Origin of the sequence: Acidithiobacillus ferrivorans, assembly GCF_016250455.1 — a bacterium.
In the GTDB taxonomy this organism is placed as follows: domain Bacteria; phylum Pseudomonadota; class Gammaproteobacteria; order Acidithiobacillales; family Acidithiobacillaceae; genus Acidithiobacillus; species Acidithiobacillus ferrivorans.
In genome coordinates, this window is sequence record NZ_CP059488.1 from 1983475 (window position 1) to 2003995 (window position 20521).

General features: G+C 60.6%; 20 protein-coding genes and 1 other RNA gene. 15 read left to right on the forward strand and 6 right to left on the reverse strand.

All coding sequences use genetic code 11. The annotated features are described in order from the left end of the window. Nucleotides 1–4: 4 nt before the first annotated feature. Together H2515_RS09860 and H2515_RS09865 are read right to left on the reverse strand one after the other, a co-directional pair. Nucleotides 5–673, reverse strand: coding sequence for an ABC-type transport auxiliary lipoprotein family protein (locus H2515_RS09860; RefSeq protein WP_198659988.1), 669 nt, complete (start codon nucleotides 671–673; stop codon nucleotides 5–7). Between the two features lie 4 nt (nucleotides 674–677). Continuing rightward, nucleotides 678–1616: an MlaD family protein gene (locus H2515_RS09865; RefSeq protein ID WP_065412851.1), complete on the reverse strand. Its 939-nt coding sequence runs from the start codon at nucleotides 1614–1616 to the stop codon at nucleotides 678–680. Between the two features lie 150 nt (nucleotides 1617–1766). On the opposite strand from H2515_RS09865, the gene H2515_RS09870 reads away from it, so the two are divergent. Genes H2515_RS09870 through H2515_RS09885 form a run of 4 tightly spaced genes read left to right on the forward strand, consistent with a single transcriptional unit; the run spans nucleotide 1767 to nucleotide 4690 of the window. Beyond that, the gene (locus tag H2515_RS09870) at nucleotides 1767–2420 is read left to right on the forward strand and encodes a protein-L-isoaspartate O-methyltransferase family protein (RefSeq protein WP_035194334.1); all 654 of its coding nucleotides are present in this window, start codon (nucleotides 1767–1769) and stop codon (nucleotides 2418–2420) included. A gap of 6 nt (nucleotides 2421–2426) precedes the next feature. After that, nucleotides 2427–2720 (forward strand): hypothetical protein, encoded by a 294-nt coding sequence (locus H2515_RS09875; RefSeq protein WP_232821327.1) that lies wholly within the window; start codon nucleotides 2427–2429, stop codon nucleotides 2718–2720. A 10-nt stretch (nucleotides 2721–2730) separates the two neighbouring features. Further along, nucleotides 2731–4506, forward strand: coding sequence for a M61 family metallopeptidase (locus H2515_RS09880; RefSeq protein WP_065412852.1), 1776 nt, complete (start codon nucleotides 2731–2733; stop codon nucleotides 4504–4506). After that, nucleotides 4460–4690 carry a hypothetical protein gene (locus H2515_RS09885; RefSeq protein ID WP_065412853.1) on the forward strand — a complete coding sequence of 77 codons (231 nt, stop codon included), beginning with the start codon at nucleotides 4460–4462 and terminating at the stop codon, nucleotides 4688–4690. The genes H2515_RS09880 and H2515_RS09885 overlap by 47 nt, the downstream gene beginning before the upstream one ends. Here H2515_RS09885 and H2515_RS09890 read toward each other — a convergent pair. The 4 genes from H2515_RS09890 to H2515_RS09905 all read right to left on the reverse strand — a co-directional run bounded on the left by H2515_RS09890 (nucleotide 4680) and on the right by H2515_RS09905 (nucleotide 6061). After that, the gene (locus H2515_RS09890; RefSeq protein ID WP_198659989.1) at nucleotides 4680–5243 is read right to left on the reverse strand and encodes a 5-formyltetrahydrofolate cyclo-ligase; all 564 of its coding nucleotides are present in this window, start codon (nucleotides 5241–5243) and stop codon (nucleotides 4680–4682) included. The genes H2515_RS09885 and H2515_RS09890 overlap by 11 nt on opposite strands. 53 nt (nucleotides 5244–5296) lie before the next feature. Further along, a non-coding RNA gene (gene ssrS / locus H2515_RS09895) (6S RNA) lies at nucleotides 5297–5477 on the reverse strand. 9 nt (nucleotides 5478–5486) lie between these two features. Then, the gene (locus H2515_RS09900) at nucleotides 5487–5801 is read right to left on the reverse strand and encodes a cell division protein ZapA (protein ID WP_035194494.1); all 315 of its coding nucleotides are present in this window, start codon (nucleotides 5799–5801) and stop codon (nucleotides 5487–5489) included. Between the two features lie 20 nt (nucleotides 5802–5821). Continuing rightward, nucleotides 5822–6061: a hypothetical protein gene (locus tag H2515_RS09905; protein ID WP_035194330.1), complete on the reverse strand. Its 240-nt coding sequence runs from the start codon at nucleotides 6059–6061 to the stop codon at nucleotides 5822–5824. A gap of 87 nt (nucleotides 6062–6148) precedes the next feature. Between H2515_RS09905 and mrdA the strand changes: the two genes are divergently transcribed. From mrdA to H2515_RS09960, 11 genes are read left to right on the forward strand one after another with little or no spacing between them, the layout of a single operon-like run. Continuing rightward, nucleotides 6149–8062, forward strand: coding sequence for a penicillin-binding protein 2 (gene mrdA, locus H2515_RS09910; protein ID WP_065412856.1), 1914 nt, complete (start codon nucleotides 6149–6151; stop codon nucleotides 8060–8062). Nucleotides 8063–8074: 12 nt separating this feature from the next. Then, nucleotides 8075–8683 carry a 50S ribosomal protein L25/general stress protein Ctc gene (locus tag H2515_RS09915; RefSeq protein ID WP_065412857.1) on the forward strand — a complete coding sequence of 203 codons (609 nt, stop codon included), beginning with the start codon at nucleotides 8075–8077 and terminating at the stop codon, nucleotides 8681–8683. A gap of 6 nt (nucleotides 8684–8689) precedes the next feature. Further along, nucleotides 8690–9259, forward strand: coding sequence for an aminoacyl-tRNA hydrolase (gene pth, locus H2515_RS09920; RefSeq protein WP_065412858.1), 570 nt, complete (start codon nucleotides 8690–8692; stop codon nucleotides 9257–9259). 9 nt (nucleotides 9260–9268) lie between these two features. Then, nucleotides 9269–10360 (forward strand): redox-regulated ATPase YchF, encoded by a 1092-nt coding sequence (ychF, locus tag H2515_RS09925; RefSeq protein WP_014028663.1) that lies wholly within the window; start codon nucleotides 9269–9271, stop codon nucleotides 10358–10360. A 26-nt stretch (nucleotides 10361–10386) separates the two neighbouring features. Beyond that, on the forward strand, nucleotides 10387–11835 hold the full coding sequence (locus H2515_RS09930; protein ID WP_198659990.1) for a DUF3375 domain-containing protein: 1449 nt from the start codon (nucleotides 10387–10389) through the stop codon (nucleotides 11833–11835). A gap of 2 nt (nucleotides 11836–11837) precedes the next feature. After that, the gene (locus H2515_RS09935; protein WP_065412860.1) at nucleotides 11838–12458 is read left to right on the forward strand and encodes a DUF4194 domain-containing protein; all 621 of its coding nucleotides are present in this window, start codon (nucleotides 11838–11840) and stop codon (nucleotides 12456–12458) included. Then, nucleotides 12451–15819, forward strand: a complete 3369-nt coding sequence (locus tag H2515_RS09940) for an ATP-binding protein (protein WP_198659991.1) — start codon at nucleotides 12451–12453, stop codon at nucleotides 15817–15819. Before H2515_RS09935 ends, H2515_RS09940 begins: the two co-directional genes overlap by 8 nt. Continuing rightward, nucleotides 15816–16991, forward strand: coding sequence for a DUF3322 domain-containing protein (locus tag H2515_RS09945; protein WP_065412862.1), 1176 nt, complete (start codon nucleotides 15816–15818; stop codon nucleotides 16989–16991). The genes H2515_RS09940 and H2515_RS09945 overlap by 4 nt, the downstream gene beginning before the upstream one ends. Next, nucleotides 16969–17604, forward strand: coding sequence for a helix-turn-helix domain-containing protein (locus H2515_RS09950; RefSeq protein ID WP_232821328.1), 636 nt, complete (start codon nucleotides 16969–16971; stop codon nucleotides 17602–17604). The genes H2515_RS09945 and H2515_RS09950 overlap by 23 nt, the downstream gene beginning before the upstream one ends. Beyond that, the gene (hyfB, locus tag H2515_RS09955) at nucleotides 17601–19583 is read left to right on the forward strand and encodes a hydrogenase 4 subunit B (protein WP_198659992.1); all 1983 of its coding nucleotides are present in this window, start codon (nucleotides 17601–17603) and stop codon (nucleotides 19581–19583) included. The genes H2515_RS09950 and hyfB overlap by 4 nt, the downstream gene beginning before the upstream one ends. Continuing rightward, complete coding sequence (locus H2515_RS09960) at nucleotides 19580–20521, forward strand: respiratory chain complex I subunit 1 family protein (protein WP_065413631.1); 942 nt, start codon at nucleotides 19580–19582, stop codon at nucleotides 20519–20521. Before hyfB ends, H2515_RS09960 begins: the two co-directional genes overlap by 4 nt.

Genomic DNA, 20521 nt, shown 5'->3' on the forward strand with positions numbered 1-20521 from the left:
AAGCCTAAGGCTGGGGCACAGACTTCCCGATGCCCGCCATCTGCGCGGCCCAGCCACTCACCGCGGTGACAAAATGTTCACTCGCCCCGGCCATGGCCACGGCACCACCCTGCGCACTTGCACTGGGCAGCGTCTCGGTGAAATAAAAGCTGTGCTGAGCAGCCACCTGGTGATCAGCAGCCTGCACCAGCGTCGCGGTACCCGCGACCAGAGCCTTGCCCGCATCCGGCCCACTGAAATTCACCACGAAATCCGTCAGCCTGACCTGCAATAGCCAGGTCGCCATGCCATTGGACTGTCCCGCCAAAACCGCCCGCCACTGGCCCGAGCCGATCAATTGATATTGCAAGCGGCTGGCAATCATCTGCGGCGGAGTGCCAACCCAGCGGGCGTCCCGGTAGACCAGCAGACGCTGTGGCTCCTGATAGAGCAAATGATACTGGTAGGCGTCCGTTTGCAGCCAATGCGCAGCGCTGACCCGAGTCAAACGCAGCACGGGCAGCGCCGTCGTTGTGCCCTTGCTGCTGACCAGAGGGGCGGCGGGGTGCGGCGGCGTAATATCGTAGGGTGCCTGCCAGGGCGCGCTGCTGGCACAGCCAGCGGCGAGCAGAACCAGGCCCGCCAGCACCATGCGTTTCCCTGCGGGTGAATATTTAGATAAAGGGTCTTGCATACGCTCAGTTTCCTCCTGCGGAAAAACCCGACTCACCCGGTCCCGGCGGCGGGCCACGATCGCCGTAGAGCAATGATTGCGGGGAGCGCTGCAGCGAATGACTGAGAGCTGCCAACGCCGCGCTGCTGGTCATCAGGCTTTGGGTCAGGCGATGCACCTGCGGCAAGGTGACATAATTGAGGGTATTCACCGCCCGCTCTCCGGCAACACTGAGTCCACGCAGTGACTTGGCGGCCGCCGCCGTATCCGCCAGCGGCGCCTGCGCCGCCACGGTCAGGGCATCAAGATGGGTCATGAGCAGATGGCTCGCCTCCATGGTAGACCGGGTGGCAGCGACCATGGCAGGCAGGGCTTTAAGGGTCGGCAACAGTGCGGTCTCCATTTGCACCAACTGGTCTGTGGCCCGGTCCACATGGGTAAGCGTCTGCGCAAAACGTGTGCGATTCTCGTCCGTTAAAAGGGCGTTCAGGCGGTTGGCCAACTCGTTGCTGCGGTTCACCAGTGATTCGCCATTACGGGACAGCACCTCAAAAAAGCTGGGATGCATGGGAATTTCGGCCAGCCGACCGGACACCCTCGGCAAGGGTGCGAAGTCGGTGCCGTGATCGGTCAGGGACAAATAACTCAGCCCGGTCACCCCTTGCGGCGCCAGTTCGGCGAAGGTCGCGCGGGTAATGGGCGTCGCCTTATCCACCTTGATCCGCACCCTGATCATGCGCGGATTCGCCGGATCCAGACCAATCGCGGTCACGTCCCCCACCCGCACCCCTTTGAAGCGCACCGGTGCCTGAAGGGTGAGTCCCGCTACACTGTAGGGGGAAATCACGTCGAAGGCGACGCCGGGCTGCGCACCATGATGCATCCACAATCCGACTACCGCCACTCCGACACCCAGTACGGCCAAAAAAATGAGTGCTACCAGCGCGTGCGCACGGCTCTCCAAGAGGAACTCCTTTGCAATATCAGCGGCTATTGGAGCACAGGACGGACGCCAAGCCAATCACCATCTTGCGGGTGCGCGATGAGCGCGTGGATTGACTTGCCACAAGACCCATGCCTAAATGGTGGAAAACTACTGGAACCCTGATTCTCTATGGACTTTGACACCCTCCGCCGTACCATGATTGACACCCAGATTCGCACTTGGGATGTGCTCGACCCTCGTGTGCTGGCCACTGTTGCGCAAGTAAAGCGTGAGCTTTTCGTGCCGACCCCCTATCGGCATTTGGCTTTTGCTGATTTTACTTTACCGCTGGGGCACAGCGAGATCATGTGGACGCCAAAGATGGAGGCGCGGGTCTTGCAAGAGCTGGATCTGCATGAACAGGATCGAGTGCTGGAGATCGGCACCGGAAGCGGCTACCTGACGGCACTGATGGCACAACTCGCGGGGATGGTACACAGTGTCGAGGATCGCGCCGAACTCTCCCGAACGGCAGAAGGCTGTTTGCGGGTGCAGGGCGTGCATAATGCCCACCTGCATATTGGTGATGGCTCCACTGGCTGGGCGGACAATGCACCCTATGATGCCATCTGTATCACCGGATCCTTGCCGGTGCTGCCGGAGATCTTCAAAGAACAACTGACCGTCGGCGGGCGATTAATAGCTATTCTCGGCACCGGCCCCGCCATGCGGGTGCGGCGGATTTTCCACTCCCAGCCAGGCATTTTTGAATACTCGGAGCTCTTCGAGACAGAAATTCCGCCCTTGCGTCACAAGCCGCTGCCAGCCCGCTTTGTATTCTGAGCGATTATGCGTATTCAGGCTGGGCAGAGCATCATCCTCGCCATTGATCTGCAGGATCGCCTGCTCGGCACCCTCCCCACCATACGACGGACGCCACTGCTGCACAACATCACCAGACTGCTGGCGGGCAGCCCGAGGGCGGTAGCCGCCGCCAGCCGTGACGCCGAACAGCACAACCCGCTTTGGAGCGGCTACGGCAGGCGGGAGTTACGGTCGCCGTCGGCTGAGTCGGTATTTTATGAGTGGCTGGGCGACGCGGCGCACCCGGCTTTTCGCACCCTTGCCGCCGCCTGGTGTTAGGAGTGCCGCCTTGAGTTTTGTCCCACTGAATTACCAGATCAGCGCCGAGCCACAAGCACACCTTTTTCGAGTGTCCCTGAGCATTTCCGAACCGGACCCGGAAGGACAGATCCTCGCCCTGCCCGCCTGGGTGCCCGGCAGTTATACGATCCGCGACCTCGCCCGTCATGTGACACAAATCCGCGCCGAGCGTAATGGGCAGGATGTCGCCCTGCACAAAATCGGCAAGGACCGCTGGCGTCTCGCGGCGGGCCATGGTCCGGTCGTCGTCCATTATGCCGTGTACGCTTTCGACCGCTCAGTACGCACGGCATATCTGGATGATCAGGGGGGCTTTTTCAACGGCCCGGCCATCTACTTGCGGGTCCTGGGGCAGGAAGACCAAGCGCACGCAGTCCTCCTGGAAGGTCCGGAAGACTGGCGGGTGGCCACCGCCCTCCCCCGGCAGAGCGGTGCGACCTGGGGCTGGGGCAGCTTTATTGCCTCTGGGTATCGCACCCTCATTGATCATCCGCTGCTCATGGGCACGCTCACGCTGCTGGACTTTTCGGCAGGAGAGCGGCCCCATCACCTGCTCATTCAAGGCATCCATCAGGCAGACCTGCAGCGGCTGGGTTCCGACCTGACACGCATTTGTGACTGGCAACAGCGTTTCTGGGGCGATGCCGCCTTCACCGAGTACCACTTTCTGTGCATGACCAGTGCTGATGGCTATGGGGGATTGGAGCATCGCGCTTCCAGCGCCCTCCTCTGCGCCCGGGATGACCTGAGTGGCCATAACGCAGACCATTATCAGCGCTTCCTCGGTCTGGTCAGTCACGAGTATTTCCATAGCTGGCTGGTGCAGGCCATTCGTCCCGCTGTGCCCAGCGCCAGCGCCCTGGATCGGGAGGCGCTCACCCGCGACCTCTGGATCTTCGAGGGCATCACCTCCTACTATGATGATCTCTGCCTGCGCCGCGCCGGTCTGACCACGCCCGCGCAATACCTGCGCGGCGTCGGGAAGGAGCTGACTCGCCTGCTGCGTCGCCCCGGACGTTTCCTGCAAAGTCTGGCGGAATCCAGTGAAGATGCCTGGATCAAGCTCTATCATCCCCATGTCAACAGCGCCAACTTTGAGGTCAGTTATTATAACAAAGGCGCCCTGCTGGCCCTCTGTCTGGACCTCAGCCTGCGCCTGGAAAGTGCTGGCAGCCGGAGCCTCGACACCTTGCTCGCCCGGCTGTGGCAAGATTACGGCCGCACCGGCAAAGCACTGCCGGAAGGCCAATGCATCAATCTGGTCGAGGCGCTCGCCGGGTCGCCGCTCGCTGCGCGTTTGGAGTCCTGGATCACGGAGAAAACCGACCTGCCGCTGCGCGCGCTCTTGGCAGAAATGGGCATTGCCCTACGTCTGCGCGCGGCCAGTGGCCCGCAGGATGAGGGCGGTCAGGCCAGCGCGCAAACCCCGCAAGCCTGGCTGGGAGCGACTTGGCGACCACACGCGCTGGGCGCTCAGTTGTGTCATGTGCAAACGGGCGGCCCGGCGGAACAGGCGAGATTGTCGCCGGACGACATTCTCGTTGCTCTCGATGGCGTCCGGAGCACAGCGGAACAAGTACCGACACAACTGGATGCGCTTCCCGCGGGTGCGGCACTACGTATCCACTTCTTCCGCGATGACATCCTTATGGAAACGCAACTGACCCCGGCTCCGCCGCCACCGGATACGGCCTGGCTGGAATTGCTGGAGGATGTGGATGAAGTCGTCCTTGCACGCCGCCGTGCATGGCTGGAAGGGGTATAATTCCCAGTTCCGGCTACGCTACTTCCTGCGGGAAATCATAACGCACACGGCGAGCCACGCTGCATTGACCATTACCTGTGTCTACCGTCATCAGCAGACCGCAGAAGCTGGCAACACCATCCGCTGTCTCAACATGGCCGGGGAGTGTGGGGATTATGAAAGTACTTGTGTCATCATGCGCTGATCCTGTAACAACCCTTTTCTGTACAGACAATGCCTAGGGGGATATCCCAGGGCTCTCTGGGCACATGGGGCACTTCCTGAAAAGCATGACCTACCCCGATCAGCCGCGGTCGCCGCCAACTGCGGCGGTGGGGCAAATGCGCCAGACTGCGATCATAAAAGCCCCCACCCATCCCCAGACGATAACCTTCGGCGTCAAAAGCCACCAGCGGCAGGATCAGCAAATCCAGTTCACGCACAGCACAGTGCTGGCGGGGAGATACCTGCGGCTCGAGAATGCGAAAGCGATTATGGCGCAGGACAGTATTAGGGTGAAAGGGTGCAAAGCGCAGGCTGCGCGCAAAATGTCCGGCGAGCACCGGCAGATAAAAATGCTTATTGGCCGCAATGGGATGCTGCATGACCGGCAAGGGGCTGATTTCACCCTGCATGGGCCAGTAGAGGCCGATATGGCGAGCCCGCTGAAAGTGGTTAAGACGCACTAGATGGTCAGACAAGGCCACGGCTGCGGAATATAATGCCTCGGCGGAAAGGTCACGTCGCTGCTGACGCATGCGTCGACGTAACGGGCTTTTCGCAGGTATATCATCCAGCCCTGAAAACAAAAGAACCCCCCGCCTGGGTCGTGCAGCCCGCTACCCCCAGAACCTGATGTACAGGTGGGAATCCACACATCGCTTCAGGCCACTCCGCAAGGGAGCTGCACACCACGATGATGACTGAGGACTCCCTGGATAGACAATGTTGGTTCAGGAATCATCTCGGCTACTCGCGCCCCGCAGGGAGCAAGACCCAAGCTACTCCGCCCCCTTACCCATGTCAACCAGCCGACGCAGGCGGGCCTCCACCGCATTGAGCTGATCATCGCGCGCCTGCAATTCCTGGCGCGCGCGCTGCAGATCTGCGGCCAGATTAATCGCCACCATCAGCGCCGCGCGCTCCTTACCCATCGTGCGGCCCCCGGCCCGGGTGGCTTCGAGCTGCTGATTCAGCAAGGCTACCGCCTCCAGCAAAAGTACCTGTTCCTCGGGCTGACAGGGCACCTGATAACTTTGCCCCAGCAAAGTGATATTGACGTGATGGGTGATGGAACTGCGGATTATTTCTGGCACGGTCATCTCCATCGGTATGGTTATGCTTCGTTTTCCCACTGACTCACCTGCGCGAGGAGCTCACTCAAGCGCAGGCATACGCCTTCCTGACGTTCCCGCAACAGGACATTTTCGGCATTGAGCATCTGGATTTGTTTTTGCAGGCTCTGCAGGGAACGCTTATCACGCCCGTCTCCTTCCAGATGACGACGCAAGCCGCGATAATCCGTTATAATGCTTTCCAGCTCTGCGAACAGAGATTCAAAACGGGACTCCAACACTGCGCCACCCCATCTCACCAAGGATTTTGCTTCCGAGTGTACGAAGCGCCCCAGCCATTTGCAAACTGAACCAGGTCGTTCCCGATTATGCCTCTTTCTAATCCTGACCAACGTAATCGCAGCTTTCGCTTCCGGCTTGGCGTCGCGACGGTACTGATGCTGTTGGCGATTTTCGCCGTGGTATTACGTGTTATGGACCTCGAGATACTGCATTTTTCCAAATTCCGCACCCTGGCTTACGATAATCACGTAGCTCTCGTCCCCGTTGCTCCGCCCCGCGGCCTGGTGCTTGCCGAGCATGGTGAGGTGCTGGCGGAAAACCAGCCCACCTATGCCCTGGAAATCACCCCCGACCAGGTGCCCAATTTGCAGGGGACCTTGCAGCGCCTGCAGCAGATGCTCGACCTGAGTGCAGACGATATGCGCCACTTTCAGGAACTGCGCCTGGGAAAGCCGGGCTTCGATCCAGTGGTCCTCAAGGCCAATCTGACCGCGACGCAGATCGCCACTGTAGCCGTGCGCGCGCTGAATCTACCCGGCGTGCGGGTGGTCGCCTTGCTGCATCGCTATTATCCCTATGATGCACTGTTCTCGCACGTCGTCGGCTATGTCGGCCCTGTTACTGCCACCGATCTGCAGGATTTTCACGCCCGCAATTATGTCGGACGCAACTATATCGGCAAGAGTGGCCTGGAGCGCTATTATGAACGCCAGATCCGCGGCACCATGGGCTATCGGATCAAGGATATCGACGCGCGCGGACTACAGGTGGGCACACTGCGCGAGGTGCCGGCGCAGCCCGGAGACAATTTGCTCACCCATCTGCGCCTGCGCGTGCAACAGGCGGGGGCTGAGGCCTTACAAAAAGACAAAGGCTATCGCGGTGCCGTCGTCGCTTTGGACCCTAACAACGGCGCCGTACTGGCCATGATCACCAGCCCCAGCTTCAATGCCAACTGGTTCGTGGACGGCATCAGCAAAGCCCACTGGCAGAGCCTCCTGGACAATCCGGAACGGCCGCTGATGAACCGTGCGGACAATGGCCTCTATCCGCCGGGGTCCTGCGCCAAGCCTTTCTATTCCATAGAGGCGGTGCAGGAAGGCATCATCCCTCCGGATTTTCATACCTTCTGTGCGGGCAATTATCAGCTCGGCGGCCACACCTATTGGGACTGGAACCGGGCGGGATTCGGCAACACCGGCCTGACCAAGGCATTGGCCTGGTCGGTCGATGTCTTTTACTACAAGCTCGCGGTGAAGATGGGCATCGCCCTGCAGGACAAGACCCTGTGGCGATTCGGCTTCGGCAAAACGCCTCCCATCGACCTGCCCGGCGGCGCCAGTGGTCTGGTGCCGACCCCCGCCTGGAAACGCAAGCATCTGCATGCGCACTGGTACACGGGAGACTCCGTCATTCTCGGAATTGGTCAGGGTTATTTGCTGGAAACGCCATTACAATTAGCCCGTGCGGTCGCCGCCCTCGCCAACGGCGGCTATCTGGTTCAGCCCCAGGTCGCCAAAGCGCTCATCAACCAGAGCACCGGCCAGACAGAAGCCATTCCTCATGCGCAACCCGTTAATCTGCATATTTCGGCAGCGGCCATGCATGCCGTCCATAAGGGTATGGAGGCCTGTGTCACCACCGGCACCTGCCATACCATTAGCATTCCCGGCATTACCATCGCTGGGAAAACAGGCACGGCACAAGTACCGGTGGGTTATAAAAATGGCCACACGGTCTATAACAACGACTCTCTTTTTATCGGCTGGGCACCGGTACATCACCCCAAAATCGCCGTCGCAGTGGTAGTGGAATATGGCGGGCACAATGCCTGGCAAGCCCTGCCGGTGGCTCGCGCGGTGATCAAAGCCTATTTGCAGCCCGATGAAAAAACACCAGAAAAGGTTGCCGAAAAACCCGCGGCGCATTATGATGCGCCCCTTGCTATTGGGGAGAAAGGTTCTGTCAACCCTCGCCCCGCTCATTCCATGACACCATAAGGAGTCCAAAAAATGACAGATTTTGCGATTGCGGCCGAGCCGCGTGAAGAAAATGGCCGTCGGGCCAGCCGCCGCCTGCGCCGTACCGGTATGGTGCCCGCCGTGCTGTACGGAGACGGCAAGCCGGCGCTGGGCCTCAGCATTGAAGCCCGCCTGCTCCGCAAACTGCTGCCCGATGACCGCGCCTATACCAGCGTCATCACCCTGGAATTCCCCAAAGGGAAAGAAACCGCGCTGATCCGCGACATTCAGATGCATCCCTACAAGGAAGAAGTCCTGCATATGGATTTTTTGCGTGTGCATGCCGGTGAGCGGGTGCATTTGCACGTACCTATCCACTTCCTGAACGAGACGACCTGTGCTGGTATCAAGGCCGGCGGTGTACTGCACCGCGCCCTGGTGGAAGTCGAAGTGGAAGCCCCGGTGGGCCGTCTGCCAGAAGCCATTGAAATCGACATCGGCACGCTGCTGGTGGGGGAAAGTCTGCACCTGTCCCAGATCACGGTGCCCGAAGGCGTCATCCTCCTGCCCCTGCAACATGATGATGACAAGGAAATCGTCTCCATCCACAATCCGCGTACCGGTGCCGAGGCGGAAGAAGCCCCGGAGACCACCGCCTGAGGCCTTATGGACTGGTTGTTGGCGGGCCTGGGTAACCCCGGTGCGGAATATGCCCGGACCCGCCATAATGCCGGTTTTTGGACGCTCCAGACCTTTGCAGACCGGGTCGGGGCGTCTTTACGTATGGAAAAGCGCTGGCATTGTCTGGCCGCTACGGCACGCGCTTCCGGACTGGAACTGGGGCTGTGTATGCCGCAGGATTTCATGAACCGCAGCGGTAGCCCGGTACAGGCTATGGCGGCCTTTTATAAAGTGCCCGTGGAACGGATTCTGGTGATTCATGATGAGCTGGACCTACCCCCAGGCAAGGCACGACTGAAACGCGGTGGTGGTCATGGCGGGCACAACGGCTTACGCGATCTCGACCGTGCCCTGGGCACCCGCGATTACTGGCGGCTGCGCATCGGTATCGGCCATCCAGGGCACAAAGATGCGGTCATCGGTTATGTGCTCGGCGCTCCGACGGCAGCGGATAAGACCCTGATTGACGAGGCGATTGAATGTAGTCTCGGCGTACTTCCCGATTTTCTCAGCGGCCGCACGGATGCGGCGCAAAAAACTCTGCATAGCGATTAGGAGTTTCTTATGGCTTTGGCCTGCGGCATCGTCGGCTTACCCAATGTCGGCAAATCCACCCTTTTCAACGCCATCACCAGAGCAGGTATCGCGGCGGAGAACTATCCCTTCTGTACGATTGAGCCGAACGTCGGCCTGGTTGCCGTGCCGGATCCCCGTCTTGAGGCCCTCTCAGCGATCGTCAAACCACAGAAGGTACAGCACGCCACCATGGAGTTTGTAGACATCGCCGGGCTGGTGGCCGGTGCAGCGCAGGGTGAGGGTCTGGGCAATCAGTTTCTCGCCCATATCCGCGAAACAGACGCCATTGCCTTGGTCACCCGCTGCTTTGAGGACCCCAACGTGGTCCATGTGAGCGGCCATGTAGACCCGGTGGCGGATTTGGAGGTGGTGCTGACGGAGCTGATTCTGGCTGATCTCAGTACCGTGGAGAAGGCGCAGGCGCGGGTGGCACGGCAAGCCAAGGGCGGCAACAAGGACGCGGTGGCTGAAGTTGCCGCCATGACCCGCCTCCTGCCCCATCTCAATGAAGGCAAGGCAGCCGCCAGTCTGAACCTGAACAGCGAGGAGCAAGAGCATCTGCGCAGCCTCTGCCTGCTGACCATGAAACCCCTCATGGTCATTGCCAATGTCGCTGAAAATGAGTTACAGGATGGCCCCTGGCGGGCGCCGCTGGAGGCTTGGGCCGCTGAACAGCACGCCAGCGTCGTCCCGGTTTGCGCCGCCATTGAGTCAGAACTGGCAGAACTGGAGCCGGAGGAGCAAAACGCTTTTCTGCAGGACCTGGGGCTGGAGGAACCTGGCCTCAACCGCATCATTCGTGCGGCTTACCATTTGCTCGGCCTGCAGACTTACTTCACGGCCGGCGTCAAAGAGGTCCGTGCCTGGACCATCCCGGTGGGCGCCACCGCGCCACAGGCGGCGGGGGTTATCCACAGTGATTTTGAACGTGGCTTCATCCGCGCCCAGACCATCGCCTATGACGATTTCATTCAGTACCAAGGCGAACACGGGGCCAAGGAAGCGGGCAAGATGCGGGCGGAAGGAAAGGAATATGTGGTGCAGGATGGAGATGTGCTGAACTTCTTGTTCAACGTGTAGCGAACGCCCGGAAAAGGCTGAAGGCCATGGACTTCACCACTCTCGATGCCCTGCGCAACTATCATCCGGCGTGGCGCTTGCTGCGCTCGGACCATGCGCCGCTGGTGGCGAGTTTTCTGCATCGGGTCTTTGTGCTGCCCAATGTCCGCATTATTGCCGCCGCTGATCTGGCCGAGACACTGGAAGATGAACTCTACGCCCTGCGCCAGCGACTGGGGCCGGAGGCGTTTCCCAAAGACGCCATCGACTATCTCAACGACTGGGCCAGCCCGGAGAAGTCCTGGCTACGCAAGTTCTACGCCCAGGGCAGTGATGAGCCCCAGTTCGACCTGACTCCGGCCACGGAGAAGGCTATCGCCTGGCTGAACAGCCTCACGGCACGGCAATTTATCGGGACGGAGTCGCGTCTGCTCACCCTCTTCGACCTGCTCAGACAGATGAGCGAAGGCAGCGAGAGTGATCCCGCTGTCCGTATGGCCGACTTGCAGAAACGGCGGAATGAGATTGATGCCGAAATCGCGCGGGTCCTGGCGGGCGACATTGCCCTGCTGGACGACACCGCTCTTAAGGACCGCTTTCAGCAATTCATGCAACTGGCGCGAGAGCTGTTGGGCGACTTCCGCGAGGTGGAGCATAACTTCCGCTTGTTGGACCGGCGGGTGCGCGAGCGCATTGCCCTCTGGGAAGGGGCCAAAGGGGCGCTACTGGAGGAGATCATGGGGGAGCGCGATGCCATAGCAGACTCCGATCAGGGGCGCAGCTTTCGTGCCTTCTGGGACTTCCTCATGTCCAGCCAGCGGCAGGAAGAACTGACGGCGATGCTCGACCAGGTGCTGGGGCTGGGGCCGGTGGTGGCGCTCCAACCCGACGCCCGGATGCGGCGGGTACATTACGACTGGCTGGAGGCCGGCGAACATACCCAGCGCACCGTAGCGCAACTCTCCCAACAACTGCGGCGCTTTCTGGACGATAAGGCCTGGCTGGAAAACCGGCGCATCATGGATATTCTGCACGGCATCGAAGCCAAGGCGCTGGCCCTGCGCGATGATCCACCGACGGTCGATGCCATGGAAATGGCGGAGCTGAGCGTCCGTATTGAACTGCCCATGGAAAGACCCTTGCACACCCCCACTCTCAAGCCCCTGATTGCGGCAATCACCCTGCAAGCAGGGGAAGACGATGTCGATGCCGCAGCGCTCTACCAGCAGGTGTTCGTGGATACGGTCCAACTGACAGGCCACATCCGCCACGCCTTGCAGGAGCGCTCCCAGATTACCCTGCGCGAGCTAACCGAATCTCAACCCTTGCGCCAGGGGCTGGCGGAGCTGGTAGTCTACCTGCAACTCGGCAGCGAGGCCTTCAAAACGGCGGTGGATGAGGACACACCCGAGCAGATTCACTGGAATGCTCGCAACCGGAATGATGTTATCGTTGAGAGAACGGCACAGTTGCCGCGTATCATTTTTATGAGGTAAGGATGGAAGAAGAAGCCGCAACGCTTTCCACACTCGTTATTCCTCTCCTCAAAGGGGTGATCTACCGGGAGGGCAACGAGCGCCTGTGGGGCGACCTGCTGAATCTGCACCCGCAGGCGCGGGATTATATCTCCGTACTTGGTCTGGAACTGGTCCTCGACGAAGCGGAAGGCTATGCCTTTCTGAAAAGCCGTCCAGAATCCGATGATCCGGGCGTGACCCCTCTGCCTCGCCTGATTGCCCGCCGGCCCCTGTCTTTTCCAGTGAGCCTGTTGCTCGCCCTGCTGCGCAAAAAGCTGGCGGAATTCGATGCCGGCGGCGAAGACACCCGTCTGGTGCTGAGTCGCGAGGAAATCGTCGAACTACTGCGGGTTTTCCTGCCCGACAGCAGCAACGAGACCCGTATCGTCGATCAGATCGAGAATCACATCAACAAAATTGTCGAGCTGGGTTTTCTGCGCCGCTTGAAGACCAGTAGCGGCCCGGCCAGCTTTGAAGTGCGGCGTATCCTCAAGGCCTTTGTCGACGCGCACTGGCTGGCAGATTTTGACCAGAGACTGGCAGACTATCAGGCACAATGCAGCGGCGTGGAAGGCCGCACAGAGGACACTGCCAATGATTGAAGCACAAGCGCTGGAACTGGATTTTCTCGGCGACGATACCCTCTCGGGTTTTCGCCTGCAACGGCTGGAAGTCTTCAACTGGGGTACCTTCGACCAGCGCGTCTGGACCCTCACCCTGGACGGCCAGAACGGGCTGCTGACCGGTGACATTGGCTCCGGCAAGTCTACCCTGGTAGATGCCATCACCACCCTGCTGGTCCCAGCCCAGCGCATCGCCTACAACAAGGCCGCCGGTGCCGACAGCAAGGAGCGCAGCCTGCGCTCTTACGTACTCGGGCATTACAAATCGGAGCGCAACGAGGTGACGGGAGCGGCCAAACCCGTGGCTCTGCGCGGTCAGAACAGTTACTCGGTGATTCTCGGAGTCTTCCATAATGCGGGTTATGAATCCACGGTGACCCTGGCGCAAATTTTCTGGATGAAGGATGCCCAAGGCCAGCCCGCCCGCTTCTTTGCCATGGCCGAAAGCGATCTCTCCATCACCCGTGATTTTTCCGGATTCGGCACCGACATTGGCCAGTTGCGCAAGCGACTGCGCGACGAAGGCGTCGACATCGAAGACAGTTTTCCCAAATACAGCGCCTGGTTCCGCCGTCGCTTCGGCATTGAAAACGACCAGGCACTGGAACTCTTCCACCAGACCGTCTCCATGAAATCCGTTGGCAATCTCACCGACTTCGTGCGCAATCACATGCTGGAACCCTTCGACGTCGCCCCGCGCATCGGTGCCCTCATCACCCATTTCGACGACCTCAGCCGTGCCCATGCCGCCGTGCTCAAGGCCAAGCGTCAGGTGCAACTGCTGACACCGCTGGTGGCCGACTGCGCGCAATACCGGAGTCTGGAAAGCGCGGTCGATGATCTGCGCCAGTGCCGCGAAGGCCTGCGCGCCCACTTCGCCGGACTAAAGCTGGCCCTGCTGGACAAACGCCTCACCAGTATCAACGAAGACTGGACCCGTCTGGATGCGCAGGTGCAACGGCTGGATCAGCGCCGCAACGAACAGCGCATGGCCGTCGATGCCATCCGCCAAGCCATCGCCCAGAACGGCGGCAACCGGCTGGAGCAGTTGCGCTTGGAAATTCAACGCGCCGGGCAGGAGCGTGACCGCCGCCGGCACAAGGCGGACCGTTACGCTGAACTCGTCCAGAAGATGGCCGAGACGCCAGCCGCGCATGCTGCGGCCTTTCAGGAACAACACAGCCAACTGGGCGAACTCAGCGATCGCCTGCGGGAACAGGCGACTGGCCTGGAGAATCAAGAGCGGGAAGAAGATTTCGCCTTTCGCAAAGGACGGGAGGAGTATGAAACCCGAAGCGCGGAAATCGCCAGCCTGAAGCAACGCCGCAGTAACATCGACACCCGGCAAATCCAGATTCGCAGCGCCCTCTGTGCAGCGCTGGGCGTGGACGAAGAAGAAATGCCCTTTACCGGTGAACTCCTTCAGGTGCGGCCCGAGGATAGTGCCTGGGAAGGTACGGCGGAGCGTTTGCTGCACAACTTCGGGCTCTCCCTACTGGTGCCCGATGCCCGCTACGCCGATGTGGCGGCTTGGGTAGACAGCAACCAATTGCGCGGGCGACTGGTCTATTTCCATGTGCGACCGCGCAAGCAGGGCGAAATGCCCGAACTGCACCCGGACTCCCTGCTCCGCAAACTCTCTGTCAAACCCGATTCCCTTTTCTACGACTGGCTGCAACGGGAAATGGCGCATCGCTTTGACGTGGCTTGTTGCGGCACCCCGGAGCAGTTCCGCCGCGAGACCCGCGCCATCACCCGCGCCGGCCAGATCAAAGACCCCGGCGGACGGCACGAAAAGGATGACCGCCACCCCATCGATGACCGCAGCCGCTATGTACTGGGCTGGAGCAACACCGCTAAAATTACCGTGCTGGAAACTACCCAGCGCCAGCTCGAAACCTTTCTCAGTGAAATCGGCAGCCGCCTGGGCGCCATTCAGTCGGCACGCAGGGCGCTGGAGGAACGACTGCAGACCCTCGCCCGGTTGGAAGAGTTCAACAACTACGAAGAACTGGACTGGGCGGCCATCGCCACGGAAATCGCCCGCCTGGAGAACGAACGGCAGGCGCTGGAATCGGCGTCGGACATCCTCAAGTCTCTGAATATACAGTTACAGGACGCATCCCAGAACCTCAGCGGCACCGAGAACCAATTGGAAGCCGCCAAAGACAAGCGTTCCAAGCTGGAACAGCGCCGGAGCGATACCGGAAAACTGCGGGAGGAAACCCAGAAACAACTGGCGGGAAACACCGCTGACCCGATTCTGTCACAAAAACTGGAGGCACTGCGCAGCCAACCGTCCGGTGAGTACCAACTCACTATTGAATCCTGCGAAGGTCGCGAGCAGGAACTGCGCCAGTGGCTGCAGAGCAAAATGGATAGCGAAAACAAAAAAATCGCTGGGCTGGCTGAGAAAATCATCAAGGCCATGTCTGCCTTCAAGGACGCCTACAAACTGGAAACCGAGGATTACGATGCCAGTCTGGCTGCTGGTTTTGAATATCAGAACCTGCTCGACACCCTGAACAGTGACGACCTGCCGCGCTTTGAGTCCCGCTTCAAAGATCTGCTCAACGTCAACACCATCAACGAGATCGCCAATTTCAACGCGCAACTCGCCCGTGAGCGCGAAACCATCAAGGAACGCATCGCCCGGATCAACGAATCCCTGGCGCAGATCGACTACAACCCCGGTCGTTATATCGTACTGGAATCCCAGCCCAGCCCCGATGCCGAGACCCGTGACTTCCAGACGGAACTGCGCAGATGCACCGAAGGGGCGCTGACTGGCTCCGAAGATGCCCAGTATTCCGAGAGCAAGTTTTTGCAGGTCAAAAGCATCATTGACCGCTTCCGGGGCCGCGAGGGCTTGTCCGATCAGGATCGCCGCTGGACCGCCAAGGTCACTGACGTGCGCAACTGGTTCCTCTTCGCCGCCAGCGAGCGCTGGCGCGAGGATGACAGCGAACACGAGCACTACACCGACTCCGGCGGCAAGTCCGGCGGGCAGAAGGAAAAACTGGCATATACCATTCTCGCCGCCAGTCTCGCCTATCAGTTCGGTCTGGAATGGGGCGCGGTGCGCTCCCGCTCCTTCCGCTTCGTGGTCATTGACGAGGCCTTCGGTCGTGGCTCCGACGAGTCGGCGCGGTACGGGTTGCGTCTCTTCCAGCAACTCAACCTGCAACTACTTATCGTCACTCCGCTACAGAAAATCCACATCATCGAACCCTTCGTCGCCCACGTCGGCTTCGTGCACAATGCAGGTGGCAAGGACTCCAAATTGCGTAATCTGTCTATCACGGAATACCGTGCGCACAAGGCAGACCTCGCTCCGTGAACTGGACCTCTGCGGTGGACGTCCGCAAGCAACTCCAGCGGCTCTGGGAGCGCGGGGAGTTACTGCGGGCGCTGACCGCCGATGTCACGCTTTTCCCCCTGCGGCTGATCCTGAAAAGCCCGAATTCAGCAGAGTTGACCGAACAATTCGCCGCCGTCCGTGATTGGATCTGTGCCCTGACCGCTATCCCGAAGACCCGCATCGAATGGCGCGAGACTCAGCACCGGGTGCTCGGCGCGCAACGGCTGCCCGCCTCCCTCTGGGTCGATACCGAAGAAGATGCCCTCACCCTGATCAGCAAGCAGCACGATGCCCGGCGTTTTCGGGCAATATGGGCATCGACGGCATCCCGGCACCCCGCACTGCTGGATTGGCTGCACCGAAAACCGCTGCAGGCGCTGGACTACGCTGCCGTCTGGCCACAACTGCTGGCGGTGCTGGACTGGATGGCGGACCATCCCCGCCCCGGTATCTACCTGCGCCAAGTGGATATTCCCGGCATCCACAGCAAGTTTATTGAAGGCCACCGCACCGTGCTGTCCGAACTCTGCGATGCGCTCCTGTCCGCAGAGGCCATCGCCCCTGAGTATCGGGGTATCAGCCAGTTTGCCGCCCGCTACGGCTTTCTCGATAAAGCGCCGCGCATCCGCTTTCGGTTGCTGGACGCCGGGATAACGCTGCTCCCCGGCACATTCTGTCCCGACATTACCCTGGATGCCGCCAGCTTCTCCGCCCTGGATTTACCGGTTCGCAGGGTTTTCATCACCGAAAATGAGACCAACTTCCTCGCCTTCCCCCGCGTCTCCGACGCCATCGTCATTTTTGGCGCGGGTTACGGCTGGGACGCACTGTCCCAGGCCCACTGGCTTACGCGCTGCGCTATCCATTATTGGGGAGACATCGACACCCACGGCTTCGCCATCCTCAACCACTTGCGCAAGTACTTTCCGCAGGTGCAGACCTTGCTCATGGATGAAGAAACCCTGATGACGCATCAGGATTTCTGGGGAGAGGAAGACAAACCCACCGTACAGGATCTGCCTCACCTGACCGAAAGCGAACGCGTCCTCTACGACATCCTCCGCGACAACCGCCTCCGTCCCGGATTACGACTGGAACAGGAGCGAATCAGATTTAGCCGTCTACAGGATGCCATCGCCGCGTCTTTTTGACGAAGTGCTCATCACCATCGTCCAAAATAGATTACATGGCGCGTGTTTTAACGTACACTCTCCGCCCATGGAACAGGTCTGCAAAAAAATTCGGCAGCTTCGCGAGGATAAAGGCTGGTCCGTGCGCGGGCTGGCGGCACGTGCTGAAATTTCACCCAGCGCCCTCTCGCAGATCGAGACCGGGCAGAACTCCCCCTCCATCGCCACGCTGGAGAAGATCTGCGTGGCGCTGCAGATTCCTATCGTCGCGATTTTCGATGACGGAGAAACGGCGGGTTTACCATTGATCATGCGCGTCGGTGACCGCCGCAAGTTTTACAGCGCCGGTTCCCACGCTTCACTGGAACCGTTGGCCCGCGGCCTGCCGCAAAAAAAGATGCAACCCTTGCTGATGGTGCTCGAACCCGGTGGAGAGTGTGGTGAACACCCCTACGCCAGCGCCGATGGCGAAGAGTTCGCCATTGTCACCCGCGGAACGGCCACCTTTGAGCAAAGCGGCATATCGACAGCGCTGAAAGAAGGCGACGCCATCTACTATGATCCGCGCCTACCCCACAACTGGCACAACCACGGTGACAACGCGACTACTCTGCTGGTGGTGGTAGCCCAGTGATCTCCTGCCTGCCCCTGGATCTGGCCACCGGGGCATTACTGCTCTGGCTGGGCCTGGGGTTATCGGGCTTTCTGCTGGGCGGCTGGCCGACCCTCGCCTGCCGCCTGGTCTTCCCCCTCAGCAGCATGGTCGCCCTGCTCCTGAGCACCGCCGGATTCACCGCGCTGACGGCCACCCCGGACCATCTGCAACTGCGCGGCCCGCTCCCCGCGCTGCCCTGGTCTTTCCAGATCGATCCCCTCTCGGGATTTTTCCTGATCCTGCTGGGACTGCTGGCCTGCGCGGTAGCGCTGTTTGCCACCGGCTATTTCCGCTCCCTGCCCGGGCCGGCACTGCGCCGCTTGATGCTCCAATACCACGTTTTTCTACTGGGGATGGGGCTGGTTCTGCTGGCGGCCAACGCCTTCACCTTTCTGGTCGCTTGGGAAAGCATGGCGCTGGCCTCGTATTTTCTGGTAGTGACGGAACATGAAAAAGCCGATAGCCAACACGCCGGTTTCCTCTATCTGCTCATCGCCCACCTGGGCGCGCTGGCCATTTTGCTGGGCTTTGTCATCCTCGCCGGGGCGACCATAAGCCAGGGCGGGCCATTCAGCGCCATGCTGCACGCCCCCCTCAATGCGTTCTGGGCAACGGCCGCCTTTCTCCTGACCTTTTTCGGTTTCAGTGCCAAGGCGGGGCTGCTCCCCCTGCATATCTGGCTGCCGGATGCCCACCCCGCCGCCCCGGCCCCGGTCTCCGCGCTGATGAGCGGGGCAATGCTGCAGATAGCCTTCTATGGCATGTTGCGGGTGGATTTTCTCTTCCTCGACAAGCTGGCCATGTGGTGGGGTCCTTTTGTCTTGGTGGTGGGCCTCGCGACGGCCCTCTTCGGAGTGCTTTTCGCCGCCGTCCAGACCGACATGAAGCGCCTGCTGGCCTATTCCTCCATAGAAAACATGGGCCTGACCATGGTGGCTTTCGGCCTCGCCCTGATCTTCCGCGCACATGGGCTCAACGCCCTGGCAGCCCTGGCCCTGGCCGCCGCCCTGTATCACGCCCTGAATCATGCTTTCTTCAAGGGACTGCTTTTTCTCGGCAGTGGCAGCGTGCTGCACGGAGCCGGCAGCGTGGCCATGGATCGCCTGGGCGGCCTGATCCGGCAGATGCCCCAGACCGCATTTTTTATGCTCCTGGGCACCCTCGCCATCGCCGGCTTACCCCCGCTCAACGGCTTTGCCTCCGAATGGCTGCTCCTGCAAGCCTTTCTGCTCTCCCCCGCCCTGCCGCAAAGCACCCTCAGTGCGGTCTTACCGTTGGCGGCCTCCGGCGTGGTGCTGGCGGTCGCTCTGGCGGCCTATGTCATGGTCAAGTTTTACGGCATCGCCTTTCTCGGCCAGGCGCGCAGCACCCAGCATGTCCACGAGGCCGGACGCTGGGAACGATCGGCCATGGCCCTGCTGAGTGTCGCCTGCATTTTCCTCGGACTTTTTCCGGGTGTCCTGTTGAATCTGCTGCATCCCGTGTTGCTGGAGATGCTCGGTCAGGGTTTCGCCGTCCAGCAAGGGCTGTGGCTGACCCCGGTCTCCGCACAACGCGCCAGTTACAGCCCGGTGATTTTCTTCCTCGGCATGGCGACCGCCCTCGGTCTGAGTTTTCTCCTGATCTGGAGTTTCTTTGGCCGACCCTTGCGGCGCGTGCCGGCCTGGGCCTGTGGCTTTCCCGTTCGGACGCCAGCCATGCAGGATAGTCCCATGGGCTTTGCGCAACCCCTTCTGCGCATATTCGCCCCGCTGTATCAGGCGGAGCGGGAGACGGACGATACCGGCCGCTGGCAGTTACGGATCGGCGAACCGGTGTACCGTATCATGTATAAACCATTGAACCACATCGTCTTATTTATATCGACTCAGGTGTTGCGCCTGCAGCAGGGTCGCATCACCCTGTATCTGCTTTACAGTTTTCTGACCCTGCTGATCCTGCTGGCGCTCTGGCGATGACCGCCCTACTGCTGGAAGTGGCACAGGTATTGCTGGTGGCATTTCTCGCGCCACTCTTTGCCGGGCTGCTGCGGGCATTGCGGGCAATTCTGCAGAACCGGCGGCCAGCTGGCTGCTGGCAGAACTACCGCGATCTCTATCGCCTGTTCCATAAAGAATCCCTGCAGGCAGAGGGCACATCCTGGCTCTTCCGCTTCGCACCCTACGGGATTTTCGGAGCGTTCTGGCTGGCGGCCGGAATCATCCCCATTCTCGCCACCGGCCTGCCCCTGGCACCGGCTGCCGATGTCATCGCCCTGGTGGGTTTGTTCGCCCTGGCGCGGGTTTTTCAGGTGCTGGCGGCCATGGATACGGGGACGCCCTTCGCCACTCTGGGTGCCCATCGGGAAATGCTGATCGCGGGGCTTGCGGAACCCGCCCTGCTGGCCACACTCTTTACGGCATCCCTGCTCTCCCAATCCACCTCGCTCAGCGTGATCGTCGCCCATCTGGAGCAACTGCGCTTTGCCCTGCACCCCAGTATGGTTTTCGCCGCTGCCGCCTTTTTCATGGTGCTGCTGGCGGAAAACGCGCGCATTCCCGTGGACAATCCCGCCACCCATCTGGAGCTGACCATGATCCACGAAGCCATGCTCCTGGAATACTCGGGACGGCACCTGGCGCTGATGGAGTGGGGGGCACAGATCAAGCTGGTGCTCTATGTGTCCATCGGCATCGCCCTGTTCCTGCCTTGGGGTATCGTGCCCGCCGCAGAAGTTGCGGCCCTGCCCCTGACCCTGCCGCTCCTGCTGCTGAAATTCGCGGCCGCTGCCCTTATCCTGGCACTGGTCGAAACCCTGCTCGCCAAGCTGCGCCTCTTTCGGGCGCCGGAATTCATGGCCACGGCTTTTCTGCTCGGGGTCATCGGACTCCTGAGCTTCTTCATGCTGGGGGCGTAA